Source organism: Streptomyces sp. NBC_01635 (genome assembly GCF_045209715.1).
Lineage (GTDB): Bacteria > Actinomycetota > Actinomycetes > Streptomycetales > Streptomycetaceae > Streptomyces > Streptomyces hirsutus.
This window is the reverse complement of the sequence record NZ_CP109277.1, coordinates 2,785,378-2,806,730: the sequence shown is the minus strand read 5'-3', so window position 1 is coordinate 2,806,730 and position 21,353 is coordinate 2,785,378. Positions and strand designations below refer to the sequence as shown.

Annotated in this window: 20 protein-coding genes and 1 riboswitch; of the genes, 7 read left to right on the top strand and 13 right to left on the bottom strand. The window is 73.2% G+C overall.

The features are described from left to right. Positions 1-102: 102 nt before the first annotated feature. On the top strand, positions 103-777 hold the full coding sequence (locus OHB56_RS13265) for a hypothetical protein (RefSeq protein WP_326752471.1): 675 nt from the start codon (positions 103-105) through the stop codon (positions 775-777). A gap of 5 nt (positions 778-782) precedes the next feature. After that, complete coding sequence (locus OHB56_RS13260; RefSeq protein ID WP_406353408.1) at positions 783-1,409, top strand: hypothetical protein; 627 nt, start codon at positions 783-785, stop codon at positions 1,407-1,409. Between the two features lie 24 nt (positions 1,410-1,433). On the opposite strand, the gene OHB56_RS13255 is transcribed toward OHB56_RS13260, so the two are convergent. Further along, positions 1,434-1,865, bottom strand: coding sequence for a DUF1992 domain-containing protein (locus tag OHB56_RS13255; RefSeq protein WP_326752469.1), 432 nt, complete (start codon positions 1,863-1,865; stop codon positions 1,434-1,436). 149 nt (positions 1,866-2,014) lie between these two features. Here OHB56_RS13255 and OHB56_RS13250 point away from each other — a divergent pair, with 149 nt between their 5' ends. Next, positions 2,015-2,407, top strand: a complete 393-nt coding sequence (locus OHB56_RS13250; protein ID WP_406353406.1) for an FHA domain-containing protein — start codon at positions 2,015-2,017, stop codon at positions 2,405-2,407. Positions 2,408-2,440: 33 nt separating this feature from the next. Here OHB56_RS13250 and OHB56_RS13245 read toward each other — a convergent pair whose 3' ends face one another. Then, positions 2,441-3,112, bottom strand: coding sequence for an O-methyltransferase (locus tag OHB56_RS13245; RefSeq protein ID WP_326752467.1), 672 nt, complete (start codon positions 3,110-3,112; stop codon positions 2,441-2,443). A 356-nt stretch (positions 3,113-3,468) separates the two neighbouring features. Between OHB56_RS13245 and OHB56_RS13240 the strand changes: the two genes are divergently transcribed. Then, entirely contained in the window at positions 3,469-5,541 is a 2,073-nt protein-coding gene (locus tag OHB56_RS13240) for a bifunctional glycosyltransferase 87/phosphatase PAP2 family protein (protein ID WP_406353404.1), read from the top strand. 177 nt (positions 5,542-5,718) lie between these two features. On the opposite strand, the gene OHB56_RS13235 is transcribed toward OHB56_RS13240, so the two are convergent. From OHB56_RS13235 to OHB56_RS13200, 8 genes are all read right to left on the bottom strand, one after another. Next, positions 5,719-6,135 carry a transglycosylase SLT domain-containing protein gene (locus OHB56_RS13235; RefSeq protein WP_406353402.1) on the bottom strand — a complete coding sequence of 139 codons (417 nt, stop codon included), beginning with the start codon at positions 6,133-6,135 and terminating at the stop codon, positions 5,719-5,721. 363 nt (positions 6,136-6,498) lie between these two features. After that, entirely contained in the window at positions 6,499-7,371 is an 873-nt protein-coding gene (locus OHB56_RS13230; RefSeq protein ID WP_406353400.1) for an ECF transporter S component, read from the bottom strand. Then, a complete protein-coding gene (locus tag OHB56_RS13225; protein WP_406353398.1) occupies positions 7,368-9,146 on the bottom strand; it encodes an ABC transporter ATP-binding protein in 1,779 nt (592 codons plus the stop codon). The genes OHB56_RS13230 and OHB56_RS13225 overlap by 4 nt, the downstream gene beginning before the upstream one ends. Beyond that, positions 9,143-10,288: an energy-coupling factor transporter transmembrane component T gene (locus OHB56_RS13220; RefSeq protein ID WP_406353396.1), complete on the bottom strand. Its 1,146-nt coding sequence runs from the start codon at positions 10,286-10,288 to the stop codon at positions 9,143-9,145. The genes OHB56_RS13225 and OHB56_RS13220 overlap by 4 nt, the downstream gene beginning before the upstream one ends. Beyond that, entirely contained in the window at positions 10,281-11,030 is a 750-nt protein-coding gene (locus tag OHB56_RS13215) for an SCO2322 family protein (RefSeq protein ID WP_406353395.1), read from the bottom strand. Before OHB56_RS13215 ends, OHB56_RS13220 begins: the two co-directional genes overlap by 8 nt. Next, positions 11,027-12,280 carry a prenyltransferase/squalene oxidase repeat-containing protein gene (locus OHB56_RS13210; RefSeq protein WP_406353393.1) on the bottom strand — a complete coding sequence of 418 codons (1,254 nt, stop codon included), beginning with the start codon at positions 12,278-12,280 and terminating at the stop codon, positions 11,027-11,029. The genes OHB56_RS13215 and OHB56_RS13210 overlap by 4 nt, the downstream gene beginning before the upstream one ends. 130 nt (positions 12,281-12,410) lie before the next feature. Beyond that, positions 12,411-12,483: riboswitch (cobalamin riboswitch) on the bottom strand. Between the two features lie 236 nt (positions 12,484-12,719). Beyond that, complete coding sequence (locus OHB56_RS13205; RefSeq protein ID WP_406353392.1) at positions 12,720-14,108, bottom strand: endo-1,4-beta-xylanase; 1,389 nt, start codon at positions 14,106-14,108, stop codon at positions 12,720-12,722. A gap of 265 nt (positions 14,109-14,373) precedes the next feature. Further along, the gene (locus OHB56_RS13200; protein ID WP_406353390.1) at positions 14,374-15,084 is read right to left on the bottom strand and encodes a TetR family transcriptional regulator; all 711 of its coding nucleotides are present in this window, start codon (positions 15,082-15,084) and stop codon (positions 14,374-14,376) included. Between the two features lie 207 nt (positions 15,085-15,291). Between OHB56_RS13200 and OHB56_RS13195 the strand changes: the two genes are divergently transcribed. The 3 genes from OHB56_RS13195 to OHB56_RS13185 are packed head-to-tail and all read left to right on the top strand — an operon-like array spanning position 15,292 to position 18,595. After that, entirely contained in the window at positions 15,292-16,722 is a 1,431-nt protein-coding gene (locus tag OHB56_RS13195) for a glycosyltransferase family 4 protein (protein WP_406353389.1), read from the top strand. Continuing rightward, the gene (locus OHB56_RS13190) at positions 16,716-17,522 is read left to right on the top strand and encodes a methyltransferase domain-containing protein (RefSeq protein WP_406353388.1); all 807 of its coding nucleotides are present in this window, start codon (positions 16,716-16,718) and stop codon (positions 17,520-17,522) included. The genes OHB56_RS13195 and OHB56_RS13190 overlap by 7 nt, the downstream gene beginning before the upstream one ends. Then, positions 17,519-18,595 carry a prenyltransferase gene (locus tag OHB56_RS13185; protein ID WP_406353387.1) on the top strand — a complete coding sequence of 359 codons (1,077 nt, stop codon included), beginning with the start codon at positions 17,519-17,521 and terminating at the stop codon, positions 18,593-18,595. Before OHB56_RS13190 ends, OHB56_RS13185 begins: the two co-directional genes overlap by 4 nt. A gap of 297 nt (positions 18,596-18,892) precedes the next feature. Here the strand turns inward: OHB56_RS13185 and OHB56_RS13180 are convergent, their stop codons facing one another. The 3 genes from OHB56_RS13180 to OHB56_RS13170 all read right to left on the bottom strand — a co-directional run bounded on the left by OHB56_RS13180 (position 18,893) and on the right by OHB56_RS13170 (position 21,351). Then, positions 18,893-19,186: a hypothetical protein gene (locus tag OHB56_RS13180; RefSeq protein WP_326752452.1), complete on the bottom strand. Its 294-nt coding sequence runs from the start codon at positions 19,184-19,186 to the stop codon at positions 18,893-18,895. 177 nt (positions 19,187-19,363) lie between these two features. Continuing rightward, positions 19,364-20,188: a hypothetical protein gene (locus OHB56_RS13175; protein ID WP_326752451.1), complete on the bottom strand. Its 825-nt coding sequence runs from the start codon at positions 20,186-20,188 to the stop codon at positions 19,364-19,366. Positions 20,189-20,343: 155 nt separating this feature from the next. Further along, positions 20,344-21,351, bottom strand: a complete 1,008-nt coding sequence (locus tag OHB56_RS13170; RefSeq protein ID WP_326752450.1) for an N-acetylmuramoyl-L-alanine amidase — start codon at positions 21,349-21,351, stop codon at positions 20,344-20,346. Positions 21,352-21,353 lie beyond the last annotated feature (2 nt).

The following is a 21,353-nucleotide window of genomic DNA, read 5'->3' as shown; positions in this document are numbered from 1 at the left end:
CCCCCGGGCCCGCAACTCTGTTTGCGGGCCGGTCTTCGGGCAACCCGAACGGAGAACCGGCGCGCGAGGAGCGCCGGTTGGCCGACGAACCGGAAGGCATCCATGTCCACTGGCCTGATCATTGCCTTGATCGTGATCGTGGCGGTCGTTGTCGTTGCGGCGGCCGTACTGACCCTGCGCGCCCGTGGTCCACGCCACGGCGCGCACCTGAAGCGGCGTTTCGGACCCGAGTACGACCGGGCCGTCGCCCGGCACGACGGGGACGCGGAGGCCGCCGAACGTGAACTGGCCCAGCGCGTGAAGCTCCACGGCGACCTGCGGGCACGACCGCTGGAGGCCGCCGAGCGGGAGAGGTACGAGGCGGGCTGGACGGCCGCGCAGGAGCGGTTCGTCGACTCGCCGCGGGAGGCCGTCGCCGAGGCGGACCGGCTGCTCGCCGACCTCGCCGCCGCCCGGGGCTACCCCGACGGCGGACAGTACGAGGAGCAGCTCGCCGCACTGTCCGTGCACCACGCCCACCACGTCGACGGCTACCGCCGGGTGCACCGGGTCGCGCAGGCCCGCGTGAACGGCGGGCACGAAGGCGGCGCCGGCACCGAGGAGATGCGCGAGGCCATGGTCGAGGCCCGCGCCCTCTTCGACGACCTGATGCGGCCGTCCCGCCACGACGGCGGAGACCACCGCGGCGAGCCGGACGGCCACCGCGCGAGGACGGCCGAACGCGGCCGCCCCCACACGCCCTCATTGCTCCACCGGCGACAGGCGAAGGAGAGCTGACCGAGATGACCGACACGACCCGACGCCCCGGCGACGAACCGCTGACCGGGGCGCCCCGCACCACCAGCCGCACGACTGCCCCCGGGACCCGTGACGGCGTCGGCGAGGACGTCCACCGGGACCTCCACGGCGACCCCCGCCGTGACGCCTACGAGAAGGGCGCCCGGTCCGGTGCCCCGGACCTCCGCGAGGACACCGGCACGGTGACGCCCGCCCCCGGCGGCGTGGGCTCTTCGGCGGCTGGCCGCTCGCGGACCGGTGGCACGCCGGACACGCACACCTCCCTGGACGAGCGCCGCGACCGCCACGGAGGCGACCGCGCCCTCGAGGAGGCGCACGGCCCCCGTCTGCTCCCGCACGACGACTGCGACAAGCTCTCCGCGCAGTTGCAGCACGCCGTGGCAGGTTTCGTGGACACCCCGCGGGACTCCGTCGCGGAGGCCGATCGCGTGCTGGAGGAACTCGCCGCCCGCTTCACCGACGCGGTGACCGAGCGGCGCCGTACCCTGCGCCGGTCCTGGCAGACCGAGGACGTCGGCGAGGGCCCGAACGCCGCCGAGACCGGCACCGAGCAACTGCGCCTGGCCCTGCGGGACTACCGCGAACTGGCGGAACGGCTCCTGCGCGCCTGACCGGCCCCGCGCCCGGGGCCGCCCTCAGGCATCCCCGGGCTCCGGCCCGTCCGCCGCCGCCCGGCGCTCCCGCCACTGCCGTACGACGTCCTCGACGTCGTACGGCTTCTTGCCCAGCGGGGGGCCGGGCGGCGGCTTGTACATCATGTCGCGGATCTTGACGTTGATCTCCGTGAGGATCCTCCGGACGACCCGCTCCGAGGGGGCCGCGTAGGCCGCCTCCAGGGCGTCCTCGGCCTCCTTGCGCAGGGCCAGCGTCGGCGGCAGCACCGAGTAGCCCTCGCGGGCCAGCTTCCGCTTGACCCACCACATCTCGTCGTACGGGGCCTCCATGTCGTGCGGGAGGGGTTTGCCCGCTCCCGGCAGCCGCGCGAAGTCCTCGCGCGCCTCGGCATCACGGATCTGCCGGTCCACCCACGATTCGAAATCGACGCCCGGCGGCTTTCGCTCGGTCATGGAGCCATTGTGCCCGCCGGACGGACGGGACGGAGCCGGGCGTTTTATCATGCGGCGACAGCGAGCCGTTCCGGCCGCCGCACCAGGCCGTTCCGGCCGCCGTCGGGCCGGTACAGCCGGTCCGCCAGAACGTCCCAGGAGGAGCGCACGTGCTCGAACTCACCATGGCCACCGTGTCGTCGGCGGAATCGGGGGCCACGGCCGGCATGCTCATGGCCGACGCGCCGACCGAGCCGGGAGCCGTGCTGCGGGTGGGCCGGGACAGGTCGGTGTGCCGGCTCTCCACGCCGGACGACTGGCTGTTCGTGTCCAGGGTCCACCTGGAGTTCCAGTGCGCCCAGGACGGCACCTGGTACCTGAGCTGGCTGCGCGGTTCGCTCCCCGAGCCGTCCTCCGAGGTCCGGCTGACCATCGGGGACCAGGTCCACCCGGTCGCCTACGGCGGCAGCGTCGCCCTGCCCCGGGGCGGCAACGGCGAGGTCGTCATCCTGGACCGCTCGGCCCCGCGCAGCGTCAACGTGGGCTTCTACCACGAGGTGTGAGGCGGGAAGCCGTTGCCGCCGGGGCGCACCGGCTCACTCCAGCACCCGCGCCAGGGCGAAGCCGTCGTACCCCTTGGCGCCGACCGTCTGGATCGCCGTCCCGCTCAGCCGGGGGTGGCCGGCGATCAGTTCGAGGGCGGCGCGGGTGCCCACCACGTCCGGGTCGGTGCTGTCCCGGTCGATCACCCGGCCGCCCCGGACGACGTTGTCCAGGACGATCAGGCTGCCCGCGCGGGTGAGCTTCAGGGCCCACTCCAGGTAGTGCGGGTTGTTGACCTTGTCGGCGTCGATGAAGACCAGGTCGAACGGGGGCGGGTGCTCGTCGGCCAGCCGGGGCAGCGACTCCAGCGCCGGACCGACGCGTATCTCGACGAGCTTGTCCAGGCCCGCGCGCGCGATGTTGCCGGTGGCGACCTCGGCGTGCCGCGGGGAGTACTCCAGGGAGATCAGCCGCCCGTCGGCAGGGAGGGCGCGGGCCATGCAGATGGTGCTGTAGCCGCCGAGGGTGCCGATCTCCAGGATGTTCCGGGCGCCCTGCACCTGGGCCAGCAGGTGGAGGAACTTGCCCAGGGCGGGGGTGACGGCGATGGGCGGGAGACCGGCGGCCTCACTGTCCCGCAGGGCGGCCGTCAGGGCTTCGTCGTCGGGGGAGAGGAGGGCGGCGAAGTGCTCGTCCACCTGATGCCAGAGCTGTGACCCGCTCATGTGCGCACACCTTCGTTCTTCATCTCGTCCTTCATCCGGTCTTTCATTCGTCTCGTTCGCCCGGTCGCCGAACCGGGCGGCCCCACCGGTCCGGCCCATCCGGTCGCGCCGGCGAAGGTACGCGCCTCCGGCCTTCCCCGTGATCCCTTTCGTCTGCCCGGCGAACGACCCGTTCCCTTCCGTCTATGGTCATCCCGACCGAAGCCGGACCAAAGCCGGACCAAAGCGGGACGGACATCAGGTGAACCGGGGGTTTCCTGCGTCTCTTCCGGGGGCGGCGCGAGCCTCATAGGGTTCGCGGAGGGACTCCCACGCGCGGGACGCGGGGGAGCAACGGGGCGGGAGGCCGACGAGGCGTGGCGAACGCGGAACACAGGGGGCGACCGGCGGAGGCTTTCCAGGCCGCGGCCGTCGGAGACACCGGATCACGCCTGCACACGGCGCGGCTCGGGCTGTGGCTGCTCGCCGCCGTCCTCGCCGTACGCCAGGTCGCGGCCGTCCTGACCACCCCGCGCGGGGAACGGCTCACGGACCTCGAGACCTGGTTCGGACACGACGGCGTGCTACAGGTCAGTGGCTCGCTCTACGCATCGACCCGCTTCACCGGCACGCCGTTCGGCGGGCTCGTCCTCAAACCCCTCACCCGATCGGCTGAACAAGCGCTCGGCTGGGGCTGGACCTTCGGCACGCTGCTGCTGGTCGTCGCGCTCGGCCTGACCGCCGCCCGCGCCCTGCCCCAGCCGGTCGGCCGCCGCACCGCGTCGCTGGCCGCGCCGGTCGCGATCAGCCTGCTCATGCTGTCCCTGCCCGTGCGCAACACCCTGTGGCTCGGGCAGACCAGCATCATCCCGGTCCTCCTCGTCCTGCTGGGCTGCTTCGTCGCCCGCGGACAGCGGGCCGGCGGCATCCTGATCGGCGTCGCCGCCGCCCTCCAGCCGGCCCTGCTGCTCTTCGCCCCCCTGCTCTGGTTCACCGGCCGCCGCCGGGCCGCCGCCGCGTCCGGTGTCACCTTCGCCACGGGCACCGCGCTCGCCTGGGCCGCGATGCCCCAGGACTCGCACACCTACTGGGTGCACCACATGGGGGGCGCCGGACTCGGCGGCCGGGCCGACGACCTCGCCAACCAGTCCCTGCACGGTGCCCTGCTCCGCCTGGGAGCCGAGGGTCCCCTGGAGATCGGTCTCTTCCTGCTGATCGGCGCGGCCGTCGTCACCCTCGGCCTGCGCCGCGCGGTGCGCTACGCCCACGACGGCCAGCTGCTGCTCGCCGTCGCGATCACCGGCTGCGCCGCCATCGTCGTCTCCCCGGCCGCATGGCAGCACCAGCTGCTGTGGGTGCTGCTCACCGTCGTCGGCGCGGCCGGCAGACGCGCCTCCGACCGGCTGGTGTGGCCCGTCGCCGTCGTCCTGGTGATGACGCTGCCGGCCCAGATGATCCTGCCGGAGATGCCGTTCCTGTACCCCGTCCGGGACAACGCCGTCCTGCTCGCCGCCCTCGCCGCCGCCACGGTGATCCCGTTCCTGTCGCGCACCTCGCCGTACTTCCGCACGCCCGTCCCGACCCGGTACGCCGAACCCGTCCCCACCCGCTTCCGGCACGTACCGCTGCTGCCGTTCCTGCGCCGGGTCGTGACCCGCCCCAACCTGCTGCTGGAACTGCTGCTGATCCGCGTCACCTACGCCGCGTACTCCAAGGTGCGGCTCGCGGCGACCGGCGGCCGGGAGCGCGCGGAGGAGCACGCCCACCAGATCCTCGACCTCGAGCGCCTGCTGCACCTGGACATCGAGCACGCGGTCAACCACGCGGTCGTGGGGATCAGCCGGCTGCGGAACTTCTTCGACTTCTACTACACGTCGTTCCACTTCGCCGTCCCGCTCACGGTCCTCGGCCTGCTGTACTGGCGGCGCCCCGTCGACTACCGCTGGGCGCGCGCGAGCCTCGGCTTCACCACGCTGCTGGCCCTGGTCGGCTTCTGGCTCTACCCGCTGGCCCCGCCGCGCCTGATGCCGAACCTCGGGATCATCGACACCGTGCACGGCGTGCAGGACTTCTCCAAGCCGGACTACGGCACCCTCACCGCCCTCACCAACCAGTACGCGGCGATGCCGTCCCTGCACTTCGGCTGGTCCCTGTGGTGCGGCCTGGCCATCGCGATCATCGCGCCCAGGACGTGGATGAAGGCGCTCGGTCTGCTCCACCCCCTGTTCACCGTCGCCGCGATCGTGGCCACCGGCAACCACTGGGTGCTGGACGCGGTCGGCGGAGCCCTCGTCGTCGTGGCCGGTTTCGGCCTGACGTACCTCTTCCAGGGGCCACGGGCGGGGTTGGTGACGGCCGCCGCCGTCACCGGCCCGGTGCCAGGGCCCCGGGTCCCGGGGGCGAGGCCGCCGGACCCCGCCCCCGCACAGGAGGAACCGGCCCGGAAGTAGGTGCCTGCACGGTCCTTGCCGCAGGGGTTCGCGAGGACTCGGCGCTGAAGGTCCAGCAGTGAAGGCTTCGCCGGGCACGGCGAAAGCGGCGGCCCCGGGGATCTGGGGGCCGCCGCTTTCGGTCTGCGGGGTGATGCGGGTGGTGCCGGGGTGGTGCGAGGGCTGGTGCCGGGTCGGTCAGTACCAGTTGTTGGCCTGCCAGAAGTCCCAGGCGGCGCACGGGCTGCCGTAGCGCTCGTTCATGTAGTCGATGCCCCAGGAGATCTGGGTGGCGGGGTTGGTCTTCCAGTCCGAGCCGGCCGAGGCCATCTTCGAGGCGGGCAGGGCCTGGACCAGGCCGTAGGCGCCGCTGGAGGCGTTGGTGGCGGTGTGGTTCCAACCGCTCTCGTGCTGGACGATGTTCGAGAAGCACTGGTACTGGGCGGAGTCGCCGATCATCGACTGCGCGGTCGCCTGGGCCGAGCCCGTGGCCGTGGTGGCGGCCTGTGCGGGGGCGGCGGCGATCAGCGAGCCGCAGGCCGCGGCGGCGACGGCGGCACCGGCGAGGGCCTTCTTCGGGGTGGCGACGCTGCGGAGGATGGAAACGGCGGACATGTAGAAACCTTTTCTTCGACTGCAGGGCGGTCGTCGTAGCTCCGGCCCCGGAACACCTGGTGGTGCGTGGGGGATGGGGCGTACGTCGGCGCCGCGGCCCGGGTGGGCACGTCGGCGCCTGGCGACTGCTCCACAGAAGCAGTTTTCGGTGTTTGTCCGCAAAGGTCCCTTTTACTATCCGTGGCCGCATTCGGCGGGGGTGTCGGTCCGTGGCCGACGGTCATCCGCGCAGGCCGGAGTGGGCGGACGCGGGGGCGGGGGAGGCCCGCGGGGCTACGACCCCGCTTCGTATGTGAGCCGGGTCATGTGGGGCGCCTCACGACGGGCCGTCAGTTCCGTCACCGTCGGCGTACGCGGGACCACTCAGGGGTGGCCGGTGAATGTGACCGGGGTCTCGAAGGCCGCCCTGCGGGTGGCGCGGCGCAGGGCGCGGAGCACCGGGGGGCCCAGGGTCAGGGCCAGGACGACGGTCAGCAGGGCCCGGCCCAGGTCCCAGCCGAGGGACGTGGCCAGGCAGTACGCCAGGAAACGGGCCAGGTTGGCGGGGACCGACGCGTCCGGGTCGAAGGAGATGTTCGAGGCCAGGGCGGCCATGAAGGGCCAGCCCGCCATGTTCATCATCGTGCCGTAGGCGAAGGCCGCCAGGAAGCCGTAGGCGGCGAGCAGGCACAGCTCCGCCCGGCCCCGCAGCCCGTCCTGGCCCGGGAGCAGGCCCGCGCCCATCGTGAACCAGCCCATCGACAGCATCTGGAACGGGAGCCACGGGCCCACCCCGCCCGTGAGCAGCGCGGACGCGAACATCGTCACCGAGCCGAGCACGAAACCGAATCCCGGCCCGAGGACCCGTCCGCTGAGGACCATCAGGAAGAACATGGGTTCCAGACCGGCCGTCCCCGCGCCGATGGGGCGCAGCGCCGCCCCCGCCGCCGCCAGCACGCCCAGCATCGCGACCGCCTTCGGGCCCAGGCCCGACTCCGAGATCGTCGCCGCCACCACCCCGACCAGCAGCACGAGGAGTCCCGCGAACAGCCACGGCGCGTCCTGCGCGTGGGCGTTGAGGGTGGAGGCGGGCGGGGCCAGGAAGGGCCAGCCGAACGCGGCCACGCCCACCGCGCTCACCAGGGCCAGCGCCACCAGCGAACGCGGGCCCAGGCGGACGGCCCGCGCCTGGCGCTGGACGCCGGTGGCTGGGGCGGCCTTGTCCGTGGCCGGAGTGGGGGCGGGGGTGGGCGTCATGACAGGGCCTCCCGGACCTGGGAGACCGTGAGCCAGTGCTGCGGGGCCAGGATCTTGGCCACCTGCGGGGCGAAGGACGGCGAGGCGACGACCACGTCGGCCGCCGGGCCGTCGGCGATGACCTCGCCCTCGGCGAGGAGGACGACCCGGTGGGCGAGTTCCGCCGCCAGCTCCACGTCGTGCGTGGCCAGGAGAATCGCGTGGCCCCCGGCGGCCAGCCCGCGCAGCACGGTCACCAGGCGGGCCTTCGCCGCGTAGTCCAGGCCGCGGGTCGGCTCGTCGAGGAGGAGCAGCGGCGGGCGGGCGGTGAGGACGACGGCCAGGGCGAGGGTCAGGCGCTGGCCCTCGGACAGGTCGCGCGGATGGGCGTCGTCCGCGATGCCGGGCAGCAGCTCCGACAGCAGGGCGCGGCAGGCGCCCGGCTCCGCCTCCGCGTCCCGGTCGGCGGCGGCGCACTCCGCGGCGACCGTGTCCGCGTACAGCAGGTCCCGCGGTTCCTGCGGGACGAGCCCCACCCGGCGGACCAGGTCGCGGGGGCGGGTGCGGTGCGGCACGGCGCCACCGGTGCGGACCGAACCGGCGGACGGTTCCACGAGCCCGACCAGTGCGCCGAGCAGCGTGGACTTGCCGGCGCCGTTGCGGCCCATGAGCGCGATCGTCTCGCCGGGGGCGACCGTCAGGTCGACGTGGCGCAGCGCCCGGACACCGCCGCGACGGACGGCCAGGGCGCGGACCTCGGCCACATGGGCGGGTGCGGGTGCGGGGGCGGGAGAAGCCGTGGCTGTGCCCGGCCGCTTGCGGGTGAACAGGGAGAGGGGGGTCCTGCGGGTGGCGGGAGTGGCGGGAGTGGTGGGGGCGGCCGGGGCTGTCCGGGCGGGGTCCGGTGCGGTCGTTGCCGCTGGCCTCTCCGTGACGGACACGGTCTCCGTCCTCGCCTCCGTCCTCGCCTTTTCCTCCGCCTCCGCGAGGCGCTCGCGCAGGGGGGTCGCGCGGCGGCGGGCGTCGCGTACGGTCAGCGGGAGCGGGGACCAGCCGGCGAGCCGGCCCAGGGCCACCACCGGCGGGAACACCGGGGACACCGCCATCACCTCCGCCGGGGTCCCGAGCAGCGGGGGTTCGCCCGGTCCCGGCAGCAGCGCCACCCGGTCGGCGTACTGGACGACGCGTTCCAGGCGGTGCTCGGCCAGGAGGACGGTGGTGCCGAGATCGTGGACGAGACGCTGGAGCACCGCGAGGACCTCCTCGGCCGCCGCGGGGTCCAGTGCGGACGTCGGCTCGTCGAGGACCAGCACCCGGGGGTGCGGGGTGAGGACCGAGCCGATGGCGACGCGCTGCTGCTGGCCGCCGGAGAGCGTGGAGATGGGGCGGTCCCGCAGGTCGGCCAGACCCAGCAGGTCCAGCGTCTCCTCGACGCGACGGCGCATCACGTCCGGGGGCAGGCCCAACGACTCCATGCCGTAGGCGAGTTCGTCCTCGACGAGGTCCGTCACGAAGTGCGACAGCGGGTCCTGGCCCACCGTCCCCACCACGTCGGCCAGTTCGCGTGGCTTGTGGGTACGGGTGTCGCGGCCGGCCACCGTGACCCTGCCGCGCAGGGTGCCGCCCGTGAAGTGCGGGACGAGGCCGCTGACCGCGCCCAGCACCGTGGACTTGCCGACCCCGGACGGCCCGGCGAGCAGGACGAGTTCGCCCTCCGGGACCTCGAAGTCGACGTCTCGCACGGAGGGTTCGGGGGAGCCGTCGTACGTCACGGAGACGTTCTCGAAGCGGATCACGACGGCTCCTTGCCGGTGTCCTCGGGGGTGGGGGCGGGGGTGACGAAGGCGGGGAGCAGGCCGATGAGTACGGCCGCCGCCGGCCACAGGGGCAGCGTGGGCGCGACCAGCGGCACCACGCCGGGGTGCAGGGCCACCGGGTCGCGTGCGGCGGCGACGGCCAGCAGCGCCGCGACCGCCGCACCGGAGCCGGCGACCAGCCAGGCGCGGGCGTCCCAGCGGTCGGGCCGGTAACGGGTGCGCAGGGAACGCCGTCCGCCCAGCCACAGCCCCGCGAGCGCGGCGGCCAGACCGGCCAGGAGCACGGGGACGCTGTACGCGGCGCCTTCGGCGGTGAGCAGCCCGTAGGTGCCCGCGCAGACCCCGAGCAGCCCGCCGAGGGTGAGGGCGGCGGTGGTGCGCCGGACCCCTGCCGGGACCTGTGCCGTACGACCGTACCCGCGGGCGTCCATCGCGGCGGCGAGCGCGACCGAACGCTCCAGCGCGCCCTCCAGCACCGGGAGTCCGACCTGGAGCAGACCCCGGACCCCGCGGTCGGGGCGGCCCCGCAGCCGACGGGCGGCGCGCAGCCGCTGGACGTCCGTGATCAGACTCGGTGCGAAGGTCAGCGCCACGACCACGGCCACACCCATCTCGTACAGCGCGCCGGGCAGGGACTTCAGCAGGCGGGACGGGTTGGCGAGGGCGTTCGCGGCGCCGACGCAGATGAGCAGCGTGGCCAGCTTCATGCCGTCGTACAGGGCGAACGTGAGCGCCTCGGCCGTGACCCGGCCGCCCAGGCGGATGCCCTGCGCCCAGTCGGGGAGCGGGACTTCGGGCAGGTCGAGAAGGACGTGCGTACCGGGGATGGGGGAGCCCAGGACGATCGCGAAGAGCAGCCGGACGACGATCACGGCCAGCGCCAGCTTGACGAACGCGCCGTACGAGCGGGCCCAGGGGGCGTTCGGCCGGCGGGTGGCCACGACGTACGCGGAGACCATGACGAGGAGGGCGAGCAGCAGGGGGTTGGTGGTGCGGGTGGCGGCGACGCCGAGAGCCGGCGCCCACAGCCACCAGGCGCCGGGGTGCAGGGGGGAGCCCCGCCGGCGACGGGACGCGGGGGCGGTGCGTTCCCGTGGCCGGCTGCCGCCGGGCTCAGCCACGACGGCGTACCTGCCAGAAGGCCGCCACCCCGAGCAGCGCCACCACGGCGACCCCGGCGAAGAGACCGAGGGACGGACCACCGTCGTCCCCGGACTCCCCGGACTCCCCGGACGCCGAGGAGTCCGGGGAACCGGTCTTCTCGGACCCGTCCTCGGACCCGCCCTCGGTCTCCTTCCCGGGCGCCGAGGCACCCGTGCCGGATTCCGTGCCCGTCCCCGACACCTGTTCCCCGCACCCGCGTTCCGGGTATCCGGCGATGGCGCACAGCAGGGCGCTGTTGTCGTAGCGCAGGGGTCCGGCGACGGAGGCCAGGGCCTCGGCGGTGCTGGCGTCCGGGGCGACCCGGGCGCAGGCGGTGCGGTTCGCGAGTGGGGTCTCGCCGGACGGGGCGTCCTCGGCCGTACCGAAGTCGATGACGAGGGCGACCCGCTTGCTGCCGTCCTTCGCGGGGGTCTTCGCGCAGATGCCGGCGAAGTCGGCGGCGCCCCGGGGCTGTGCCGAGTCGTCGGACTCCTCGCTGACGGCGAAGCGGAAGCCCTGGACGTCGCCGTCGGCGGGGCGGGCGACGGACGGGCCCTGGGTGGCGTACGTCCACCTGTCGCCGTCGAGGTCCCAGAACGACCAGTACCGGTAGCCGGCGGCCTGCGCCTGGCCCGCACCCGCCAGCAGGGGCAGGAGCGCGGCCAGGAACAGGACGACGGCCCGGCCGGATCCGCCGACCCGGCCGGCCCGGCGGATCACGGCTGCTGCCTCTTCTTCCGGCTGCTCACCAGGATGCCGACGCCGGCGCCGGCGGCCAGGCAGAGTCCGAGGGCCCACCAGACGACCGAACCGGAGCCCGAGTCGTCCTTCTCCTTCTCGTCCTTCTCCTCCTGCCCGTTCTTCGTGCCGGCCGCGTCGGCCGCCGGCGCGGCGGGCCCGGTGGCGGTCAGCTGCTTCACCAGGTCGGCGCCGCCGAAGGCGCGCGGGTCGGCGCCCGTGGCGTGGGCGGCGAAGATCAGCTGGGCGTAGGCGGCGGGACCGCTCTGGGCGGCCCAGTCGGCGGCGTTCTTCTCCAGCCAGGCCACGGACTTCGCGGCCGGCCCGGTGGCGCCCTGCGCCGCGAGCGCGACCACCGCGTCGGCGGTGTTGCCGTAGTCGGGCTGGTCCTCGGCGCCGGGGAGCGCGGAGACGAGGTGACCGTCGGCGGCGAGCGCGTCCGTGAGGTGGGCGGCGCCGTTGGCGGCGGCCTGCTCGGGCGTCCCGGCCTTCTCGCACGCGGCGTCCGCCGCCCCGTTCTTGCCCTTGCCCGGCTCGACCACCAGGCCCGCGCCGAGGGAGCCGGCCACGCCGGCCGCGGTGGCGTCGGCGTTGGCGACCAGTTCGCCCTTCTTGTCCGGCTGGAAGGCGAAGGCGCCCGCCCCATCGCCCTTGGTGTCGCACGGCAGCGCCAGCTTCAGCAGGGCGTCGTAGGGGGACTTGCCGCCCTTGACCACCTCGGCCGGCTTCTCGCCCGCGGCGGCGAGCGCGCCGACGACGACGGACGTGGAGTTGGCGTCACTGGCCCCGCCCGCCATGTAGCCCCAGCCGCCGTCCTTGTTCTGTACGGACTTCAGCCAGTCGAGGGCCTTGCCGGTGACGGCGTCGTGCCCGCCGAGCGCGGCGAGGGCCTGCACGGCGGCGGCGGTCTGGTTGGTGTCGACCATGGTCTTCGCGTCGCACGCCGTGCCGGTGTCGGCGCGGAACGGGGCGAAGGAGCCGTCGGCGCACTGCTGGCCGGCCAGCCAGTCGACGGCCTCCTTCGGCGGCTCGACACCCACCGTGTGCTGGGCGAGCAGGGCCAGCGACTGGCGCCACACGCCGTCGTACTGGGGGTCGCTCTCGCCGTACAGGGCGGAGGGTAGGGCCTGCTGGGACGGTGAGGGGGACGGGGACGAGTCGGCGGCGGCCGGTGCGGCGGCGCCGATCACGGCTATGGCGGCCAGGACCGCTGCGCTGCTGCGGACGTTCATGATCGGCGGGGGCCTCTCCCTGTGAGGGAGCCGGGCGGCACGGGACACCCCGGCGGCTCGGCTCCGTATACCTCGACGGTGCCGCGCACCGGCGGACCGCCGGACGCGTGAGCCGGTCACGTTCCGTCCGGGGCATTCCGGCTCGCCGTCCTGGCGGACGGCTCACGGTTGCGGGTCAGCGCCGGAATTGCACCGGCTTCCCCCCGTACGGGTGTGATGACGACGTCCGCCACTGTACCCGCCCGTAGGAAAGCGGTCAGAAGTGGCTTGAAGCGGGTGGTCGAGGTCACGTGGCCGCCGGTCGGGGCGTGCCCGCGACGACGGGTCGTCCCGCATCCGCCCGTGTGGTCGGGCCCGCGTCCGCCCGTGTGGTCGGGCCCGCACCCGTCGGCGGGTGCGGGCCCGACCTGCTCTGCTCCGCCGGAAGCGGGGGCTTCGGTCAGGAGGCCGTGCAGGGGCCGAGCTGTGGGGGTGTCGTCGAGCCGCCGTTCCTCGTCACCGTGAAGCCGAAGGTCGTCGAGGCTCCGGCCGCGAGCGTGCCGTTCCAACTGGACCGCACCGTCATGACGTTGCCGCTGCCGTCCCAGGTGGGTGAGCCGTTCCAGACGGTGGAGACCTTCTGCGGGGGTGTCATCGTGACGTTCACGGCCCACGCGCTGATCGGCGAACGGCCCGCCGTGATGGTCACCTTGCCGTTGTAGCCGCCGCCCCAGTCCTCCGCCGTGGTGTAGGCGGCGGTGCAGGCGGCGTCGGGGTCGCCGGGGCCGCCCGGGTCGCCGCCACCGCCGTCGGAGCCGCCGAGCGCGCTCAGGACCGCGTGGTAGGCGGGCTTCTTGGTGTAGTTGTCGTCGAACAGCAGCGGCGTTCCGCTCGACCGCCACGAGTACTTGTCCGGGATGCCCCACACCGTGATGCCGGTGCACCGCGAGACCGCGAGGCAGGCCGTGACGACATTGCCGTAGTGGGTCGCCTGGGCCGTGCCCGAGCCCTCGATGTCCAGCTCGGTGATCTGCACGTCCACGCCGAGGTCGGCGAAGCGCTGGAGGTTGGCCCGGTAGTCGGACGGGACGGGGGACGCGCTGTTGAAGTGGGACTGGAAGCCGACGCAGTCGATGGGCACGCCGCGGGACTTGAAGTCGCGGACCATGGCGTAGACGGCGTTGCTCTTCGCGTTGACGCCGTCGGTGTTGTAGTCGTTGTAGCAGAGCTTGGCGTTCGGGTCGGCCGCGCGGGCCGTGCGGAAGGCCTCCTCGATGAAGCCGTTGCCGAGCCTGTCCTGGAAGGGCGAGCTGCGCCGGGCGCCGCTGCTTCCGTCCTGGAAGGCCTCGTTGACCACGTCCCAGGAGTGGATCTGGCCCCGGTAGTGCGTCATGACCTGGGTGATGTGGTTGTTCATCGCCGACCGCAGGTCGGAGGCGCCGAGGCCGGAGACCCAGCCGGGCAGTTGGGAGTGCCACACCAGGGTGTGTCCGCGGACCGCCATGCCCCGGCCCCGGGCGTGGTTCACGATCCGGTCGGCGTTGCCGAAGCTGAACGAGCCGCGGCTGGGCTCGAGGGCGTCCCACTTCATCTCGTTCTCGGGCGTCACCGAGTTGAACTCGGTGTTGAGCGTGGCGGCGTACTGCGCCTCGCCCAGGTGGTTCGCGGCGACCGCGGCGCCGAAGTAGCGGCCCTTCTCGGCCGCCGCCGCGCCCAGGGTGTCGGCGGCGTGCGCGGTGCTCTGGGGGAGCGCCACGAGCGCGGTCACGGTGAGCAGCGCGGTCGCGGCGACGGCCAGGGGGCCTCGGGCGGCCTTGGCGCCTGCCTCTCGGATTCCTAATTTGATCATGCGCATGTCATCACTTCTCCGGTGGGGGTGCCGTGGTGGTGCGGATGGCGGGGATCGTCTGCTGCCGCGCTCTGCGCCGAGGTGCTCGAAGCGCGCCCTGCGGGTTCGAATGTTTCGGAACTCATTCCGAATGGCAGCGCAGACGATATGGACGAACGGAGGGGTGGTCAACCGTTCGCGCGCGACCGGGTCACGTATGGCCGAAGGGTGGCAGGCGCGGGGGAGGTGGGCGACCGAGGGGAAGGGGTCGAAAGTTTCGACTTCTTCAGTTGGAATCCTTCGATGTCGACGAAGGTGTCGTCAGGTCGATCAGGCGGCACACCGTTTCTATGTCGATCTTGACCTGGGCGATGGAGGCACGCCCCGACAGCCAGGTGATGAGCGCCGAGTGCCAGGTGTGCTCGATGACGCGGACCGCCGAGAGCTGGTCCGGCGTGGGGTTCTCGAGGCCCGTGGCGTCCAGGATGATCGCCGTCGTCTGGCGGGAGACCTGGTCGACCTCCGGGCTCACGCTGCGGTCCGCGAACGTCAGGGCGCGCACCATCGCGTCGGCCAGCTGCGGCTCGCGCTGGAGCGCGCGGAAGGCCCACATCAGGGTCTCCGTGACCCGCTCGGCGGCCGTCTCGCCCGTCGGCGGCTTCTTCCGCAGGGTGCCGCGCATGTGCTCCAGCTGGTCCTGCATGGTGGCCACCAGCAGGTGGATCTTGGACGGGAAGTACCGGTACAGCGTGCCCAGTGCCACCTGGGAGGACTCCGCCACCTCGCGCATCTGCACCGCGTCGAAGCCGCCCCGGCCGGCCAGCTGGGCGCTCGCGCGCAGGATGCGCCGCCTGCGCGCCTCCTGCCGCTCGGTCAGGGGTGAGGCAGGGGAGGTTCGAGTGGTGCCGGCTTCCATCTTCGCCGCCTTGTCCGCCTTGGCCGGCTCATCCGGCTTCGCCGCCTCGGCCGCCTTGTCCCTGTGGGCTTCCGCGGACATGGGCCCCATTCCGTGACCGTCGGTGAGGGTTGATGATCGGACAGCATGGCACGCATCCCGTCGTGGCGTGAATCACCTGATCCACTGTCCGCCACGTCCCTACCTGCCGGTAGATTCGGAGCCTCCGAACGATCAACTCTGAAACTTGTTCTAGGTTAGCGTCCCGACGTAGAGTCGCGGGACCGTGCAGGGAGAAGGGGGCCCAGAGTGACCGCTGAGGCCAGTCAGGCCGGGCTCTCACAGGGTCCGTCCTCCGATGGCTTGCGACCGCTCCGCATAGCGCTCCTCACCTACAAGGGGAACCCGTTCTGCGGCGGACAGGGTGTCTACGTCCGCCACCTCTCCCGCGAGCTCGCCCGCCTCGGCCACCAGGTCGAGGTCATCGGCGCCCAGCCCTACCCCGTCCTCGACGAGGGCTACGACGGGCTGAGCCTGACCGAGCTGCCCAGCCTCGACCTCTACCGCCAGCCGGACCCCTTCCGCACCCCGGGCCGCGGCGAGTACCGCGACTGGATCGACGCGCTCGAGGTCGGCACCATGTGGACCGGCGGCTTCCCCGAACCGCTGACCTTCTCGCTGCGCGCCCGCCGTCATCTGCGGGCCCGGCGCGGTGACTTCGACGTCGTCCACGACAACCAGACGCTCGGCTACGGTCTGCTCGGCGACGTCGGCGCGCCCCTGGTGACCACGATCCACCACCCCATCACCGTCGACCGGCGGCTGGACCTGGACGCGGCGGAGAGCAGGCGCAGGCGCGCCTCGGTGCGCCGCTGGTACGCGTTCACCAGGATGCAGAAGCGGGTCGCCCGACGCCTGCCCTCCGTGCTCACCGTCTCCGGCACCTCCCGCGACGAGATCATCAGCCATCTGGGCGTACGCCAGGAGCGCATCCACGTCGTCCACATCGGCGCCGACACCGACCTGTTCTCACCGGACCCGTCGGTGCCCGTCGTACCGGGCCGGATCGTGACGACGTCCAGCGCGGACGTGCCGCTCAAGGGTCTGGTCTTCCTCGTCGAGGCGCTGGCCAAGGTCCGTGTCGAACAGCCCGAGGCGCACCTCGTCGTCGTCGGCACGCGCCCCGCCAAGGGGCCCGTCGCGCAGGCGATGGAGCGGTACGGGCTCGGCGACGCCGTCGAGTTCGTCAAGGGCATCTCGGACGCGGAACTGGTCGATCTCGTGCGCTCCGCCCAGGTCGCCTGCGTACCGTCGCTGTACGAGGGCTTCTCGCTGCCCGCCGCCGAGGCCATGGCCACCGGCACCCCGCTGCTCGCCACGACCGGCGGCGCGATCCCGGAGGTCGCCGGCCGCGACGGCGAGACCTGCCTGGCCGTCCCGCCCGGCGACGCGGGGGCGCTGGCCGCCGGGCTGAACCGGCTGCTCGGCGACCCGGAGCTGCGCGCACGGCTCGGCGCCGCCGGACGGGAACGGGTGCTGCGGCACTTCACCTGGGCCCGCGCGGCCGAGGGCACGGTCGCCCGCTACCGCGAGGCGATGGCCCGTGCCGACGGGGCCGCGGCGGCCGATCCCGTCGCCGTCGCGCCCGCTCCCGTGGCCGGCCCGGCGCCCGGGGCGGTCCGGACGCCTGCCGCAGAAGAACCCGTCACCTCCCACCGTGAAAGCAGGGCCACGTGCTGACCGTCGACTTCTCCCGGTTCCCGCTCGCCCCGGGCGACCGTGTCCTGGACCTCGGGTGCGGTGCCGGCCGGCACGCGTTCGAGTGCTACCGGCGCGGGGCGCAGGTCGTGGCGCTGGACCGGAACGCCGAGGAGATCCGCGAGGTCGCCCAGTGGTTCGCCGCGATGAAGGAGGCCGGGGAGGCGCCCGCCGGGGCCACCGCCACGGCGATGGAGGGCGACGCCCTCGCCCTGCCCTTCCCCGACGAGTCCTTCGACGTCGTGATCATCTCCGAGGTCATGGAGCACATCCCCGACGACAAGGGCGTCCTCGCCGAGATGGTCCGCGTGCTCAGGCCCGGCGGCCGCATCGCGGTCACCGTGCCGCGCTACGGCCCCGAGAAGGTGTGCTGGACCCTGTCCGACGCCTACCACGAGGTCGAGGGCGGCCACATCCGCATCTACAAGGCCGACCAGTTGCTGGCCAGGATGCGCGAGGCCGGCCTGCGCCCCTACGGCACCCACCACGCGCACGCGCTGCACTCGCCGTACTGGTGGCTGAAGTGCGCCTTCGGCGTGGACAACGACAAGGCGCTGCCGGTACGGGCGTACCACAAGCTGCTGGTCTGGGACATCATGAAGAAGCCGCTGGCCACCCGCCTCGCGGAGCGGACCCTGAACCCGGTGATGGGCAAGAGCTTCGTGGCGTACGCGACCAAGCCGCACCTGCCGCGCGCCGAAGCCGGGGCCGGGGCGGAAGCCGGGGCCGGGGCGGGTACGGAGACCGCGACGGCTGCCGAGGTCGGGACGGCCACCCCGTGACGACCTCCCGGACGGAACACCTCGTCCTGCCCGGAGTGCTCACCGCCGAGCAGGCCGCCGAGACCGTCGCCGGCATCCTCGGCGTGCAGCGCGAGGACGGGGCGATCCCGTGGTTCAGGGGCCACCACCTCGACCCGTGGGACCACGTCGAGGCCGCGATGGCCCTGGACGCCTCAGGCGCCCACGAGGCCGCCGAGCAGGCCTATCTGTGGCTGGCCAGGCACCAGTTGGCGGACGGATCCTGGTACGCGGCGTATGCCGACGGCGACCCCGACGACGTCACCGACCGGGGGCGGGAGACCAACTTCGTCGCCTACGTCGCCGTCGGCGTCTGGCACCACTACCTCTCCACCGGTGACGACACCTTCCTGGACCGCCTGTGGCCCACCGTGTACGCGGCCGTGGAGTGGGTGCTGCGGCTCCAGCAGCCCGGCGGGCAGATCGGCTGGCGGCGCGACGACGACGGCACGCCCACCGCGGACGCGCTGCTCACCGGCTGCTCCTCCGTCCACCACGCGCTGCGCTGCGCCCTCGCCATCGCCGAGCAGCGGGAAGAGCCGCAGCCGGACTGGGAGTTGGCGGCCGGTGCGCTCCGCCATGCGATCCGGCACCACCCGGAGCGGTTCCTCGACAAGGACCGCTACTCCATGGACTGGTACTACCCCGTGCTGGGCGGCGCCCTCACCGACGCCGAGGCCAAGGAGCGCATCGAGGAGGGCTGGGACCGCTTCGTCGTTCCCGGGCTCGGGGTGCGCTGCGTGGCCCCCAACCCGTGGGTGACCGGCGGTGAGTCGGCCGAACTCGCGCTGGCCCTCTGGGTGATGGGCGAGTCCGACCGCGCGCTGGAGGTGCTCCAGTCCATCCAGCACCTGCGCGATCCGGAGACCGGCCTGTACTGGACGGGGTACGTCTTCGACGACGAGGCGATCTGGCCGGTCGAGCTGACCGCCTGGACGGCCGGTTCACTGCTGCTGGCCGTCTCCGCGCTCGGCGGCCACGAGGCCACCTGCGCGGTCTTCGGCGGCGACCGCCTCCCGAGGGGCCTCGACCCCGACTGCTGCGCCGAGGTCTGACACCGGAGTCCGACCGGGGACACGGCCGCCGGGGCGCGGCCGCCCTCGGTCCGGCGGCCCCGCCCCGGCGGACGCGGGCGAAGGGCCTCGACCTCAGCGCCGGTGGAGGCTGTTGGCGGTGCCGTGGCCGATGAAGAGGTGGACCACCGCGGCCGGGCCGTGTCCGGCGGCCACCCGGGCCCAGTCCTCGTCGAAGGTGCTGTGTTTTCTGGGGGGACACCCCTGGACCCCCTGGTCATGCGACCAGCCGCTCGGTCGGGTGTGGGCGGGAGGGGCGGGGGCCGTGCGGGGTGCGGGTCAGCGCCGGTGGAGGCTGTTGGCGATGCCGTGGCCGATGAAGAGGTAGACCACCGCGGCCAGGCCGTATCCGGCGACCACCCGGGCCCAGTCCTCGTCGAAGGTGAACAGGTCACGCGACCAGCCGGCCAGCCAGTTGGCCGCGTCATGGACGAACTGGACCAGGTCATTGGCCCGGTTGGCGTCCAACAGGTACATCAGAATCCAGAGTCCGAGAAGGCCGGCCATGATGTCCGCGATCACCGCGACGGCCGTCCCTGCGGAGCTGGAACCACTGCGAGTTCGTGGGGACATGGTGTCCGTCTGGCCCCGAAACCGCGATTGAAACCCGGACGGCCGGACGGGCACCGGCGGGTCGTCGGATCGGCCGGTCGGCGGGGCAGTCGGCCGGTGGGTCGGATGCGTGGGCGCCGGCCGTACGACAACGGCCCCCCACCCGACAGGGCGAGGGGCCGCGTGCTGCGGAGCGGGTCAGCCGCGCTGGATGCCCGAGGTGTCCTGAAGGACACCGCGACGGCCGTCCTGCGTCTGGGCGACGAGGGCCGGGCCGCGCTGCTCGACGGCCAGGTACCAGGTGCCGGGGGCCAGTTCGGCGATCGGCGTCTGCGAACCGTCCTCCGGGAACAGCGGCCGGGGCACCGGCACGGCGAACCAGAACGGCGAGAAGCCGCCGGCGGGCGGCGCGGCCGGCTGACCGGGCTGCTGGCCGGCGAACGACTGACCGGGCTGGCCCTGCTGCGGCTGACCGCCGAAGCCGGCCTGCTGCGCACCCGGGTAGCCGTAACCGCCGGGCGGCTGGGCGCCGTAGGGCTGCGGGGCGGCGGGACGGGCCGCCGGTACGAGCGAGCCCTTGAGAGCCGGAACCAGCGGGGTGGCGATGGCGGCGGCAGCCATGATCAGCGTGGCGACGAGGGCCAGGACCAGGCCGAGACCGGAGTCGATCCCGTCCGAGGAGGGGGTACCGCTGGTGAGGTTGTCGACGCCACCGGCCGGGTCGAAGATGTTGCCGAGTGCGCTCCAGGCCGCGAAGACGGTGAACGCGACGCCGAACGGGCCGAGGTCGAGCCCCGCGACCTTCGGCGGCTGCGGCAGCCCGCGGGACACGACGACGAGCGCCGCGCCGATGATGCCCGCCAGCACGACACCGAACACGACCGGGCCGCTCCCCCACAGGTTGGGGATGACGTCGTCGGGCGCGCCGTCGATCGAGTAGAGGTCGAGGAACGACGCGATGAACAGCAATACCGCTGCTCCGATCACCACGCCGTCGCCTCGAGTGAGGGAGCGGATATTCACTTCAGGTCCTTCTCGGTCGTCTCGTCGTCGGCAGAGGCGTCGCTGTCACCACGTCGCCCTCGGGGCCGGTGTGAAGCGCGGGGTGACCCCTCATCGTGGGGACGACACTATCGTCCGCACAAGCGAGATGTCCGCCCGGATCGGCCCACCTACCCCTACCCGCGCAGGAAACTCACAATTCCCTCGGAGATTCCCTGCGCCGCCTTCTGCCGCCAGGCACCGCTGGTCAGAAGTGCCGCGTCCTTGCTATCGCGCATGTTGCCGCACTCGATGAACACCTTGGGAACCGTTGACAGATTGAGACCGCCCAGGTCCTTACGCGTGACGAGTCCGGTACCGCCGCCCACGTAGTTGGACGGCCCGTTGCCGGTGGCGCGTACGAAATTGCCCGCGATGCGCTCACCGAGTTCGCGGGACGGCTCGACGATGGCCCGGGTGTCGGCGGCGCCGGAGTTCACGGGGCCGGGCAGGATCACGTGGAAACCGCGGTTCCCGGTACCCGAACCGTCCGCGTGGATCGACACGACGGCATCCGCCTTCGCCTTGTTGCCGATGCGTGCCCGTTCGTCGATGCACGGCCCGAACGGCCGGTCGTCGTCCTGTGTCAGCTTCACCGTGGCGCCCTGCTCCTCGAGGAGCGCACGCATTCGGTGGGCGACGTCCAGGGTGAACTTCGCCTCGCTGAAACCGTCGTTGGTGGACGTACCGGTGGTGTCGCACTCCTTGGAGTTCGTCCCGATGTTCACCTGGCGGTTGATCTCGGAGGTGTGCTGGAAATTGCCGGGATTGTGTCCGGGGTCGATGACCACGACCTTCCCCTTGAGCGGCCCGGTCCCGGCAGGCGCGGACGCGGAGGGGGAGGAGGAAGCGGATGCGGATGCGGAGCCGGAGTCGGGAGAGGCGCTCGGCTTCTTGCCGTCGGACTCGCCCGCCCCGCCCGAGGGCGAGGCGCCGGTGGCGGACGGTGCCGGGGAGGAGGCCGAGGCGGACGCTCCGGCGGAGGTGCTCGCTTCGCCCCCGTCGTCCCCCGACCCGCCCACGGCCGCGTAGACGGCCCAGCCGAGCAGCGCGCCCGGCACGAGCGCGGCGAGCGCCACGGTCAGCGGTCCACGCCGGAAACGGCGGGACTCTGGCGGATCGAAGTCGGGCCCTGTGTACGACACGC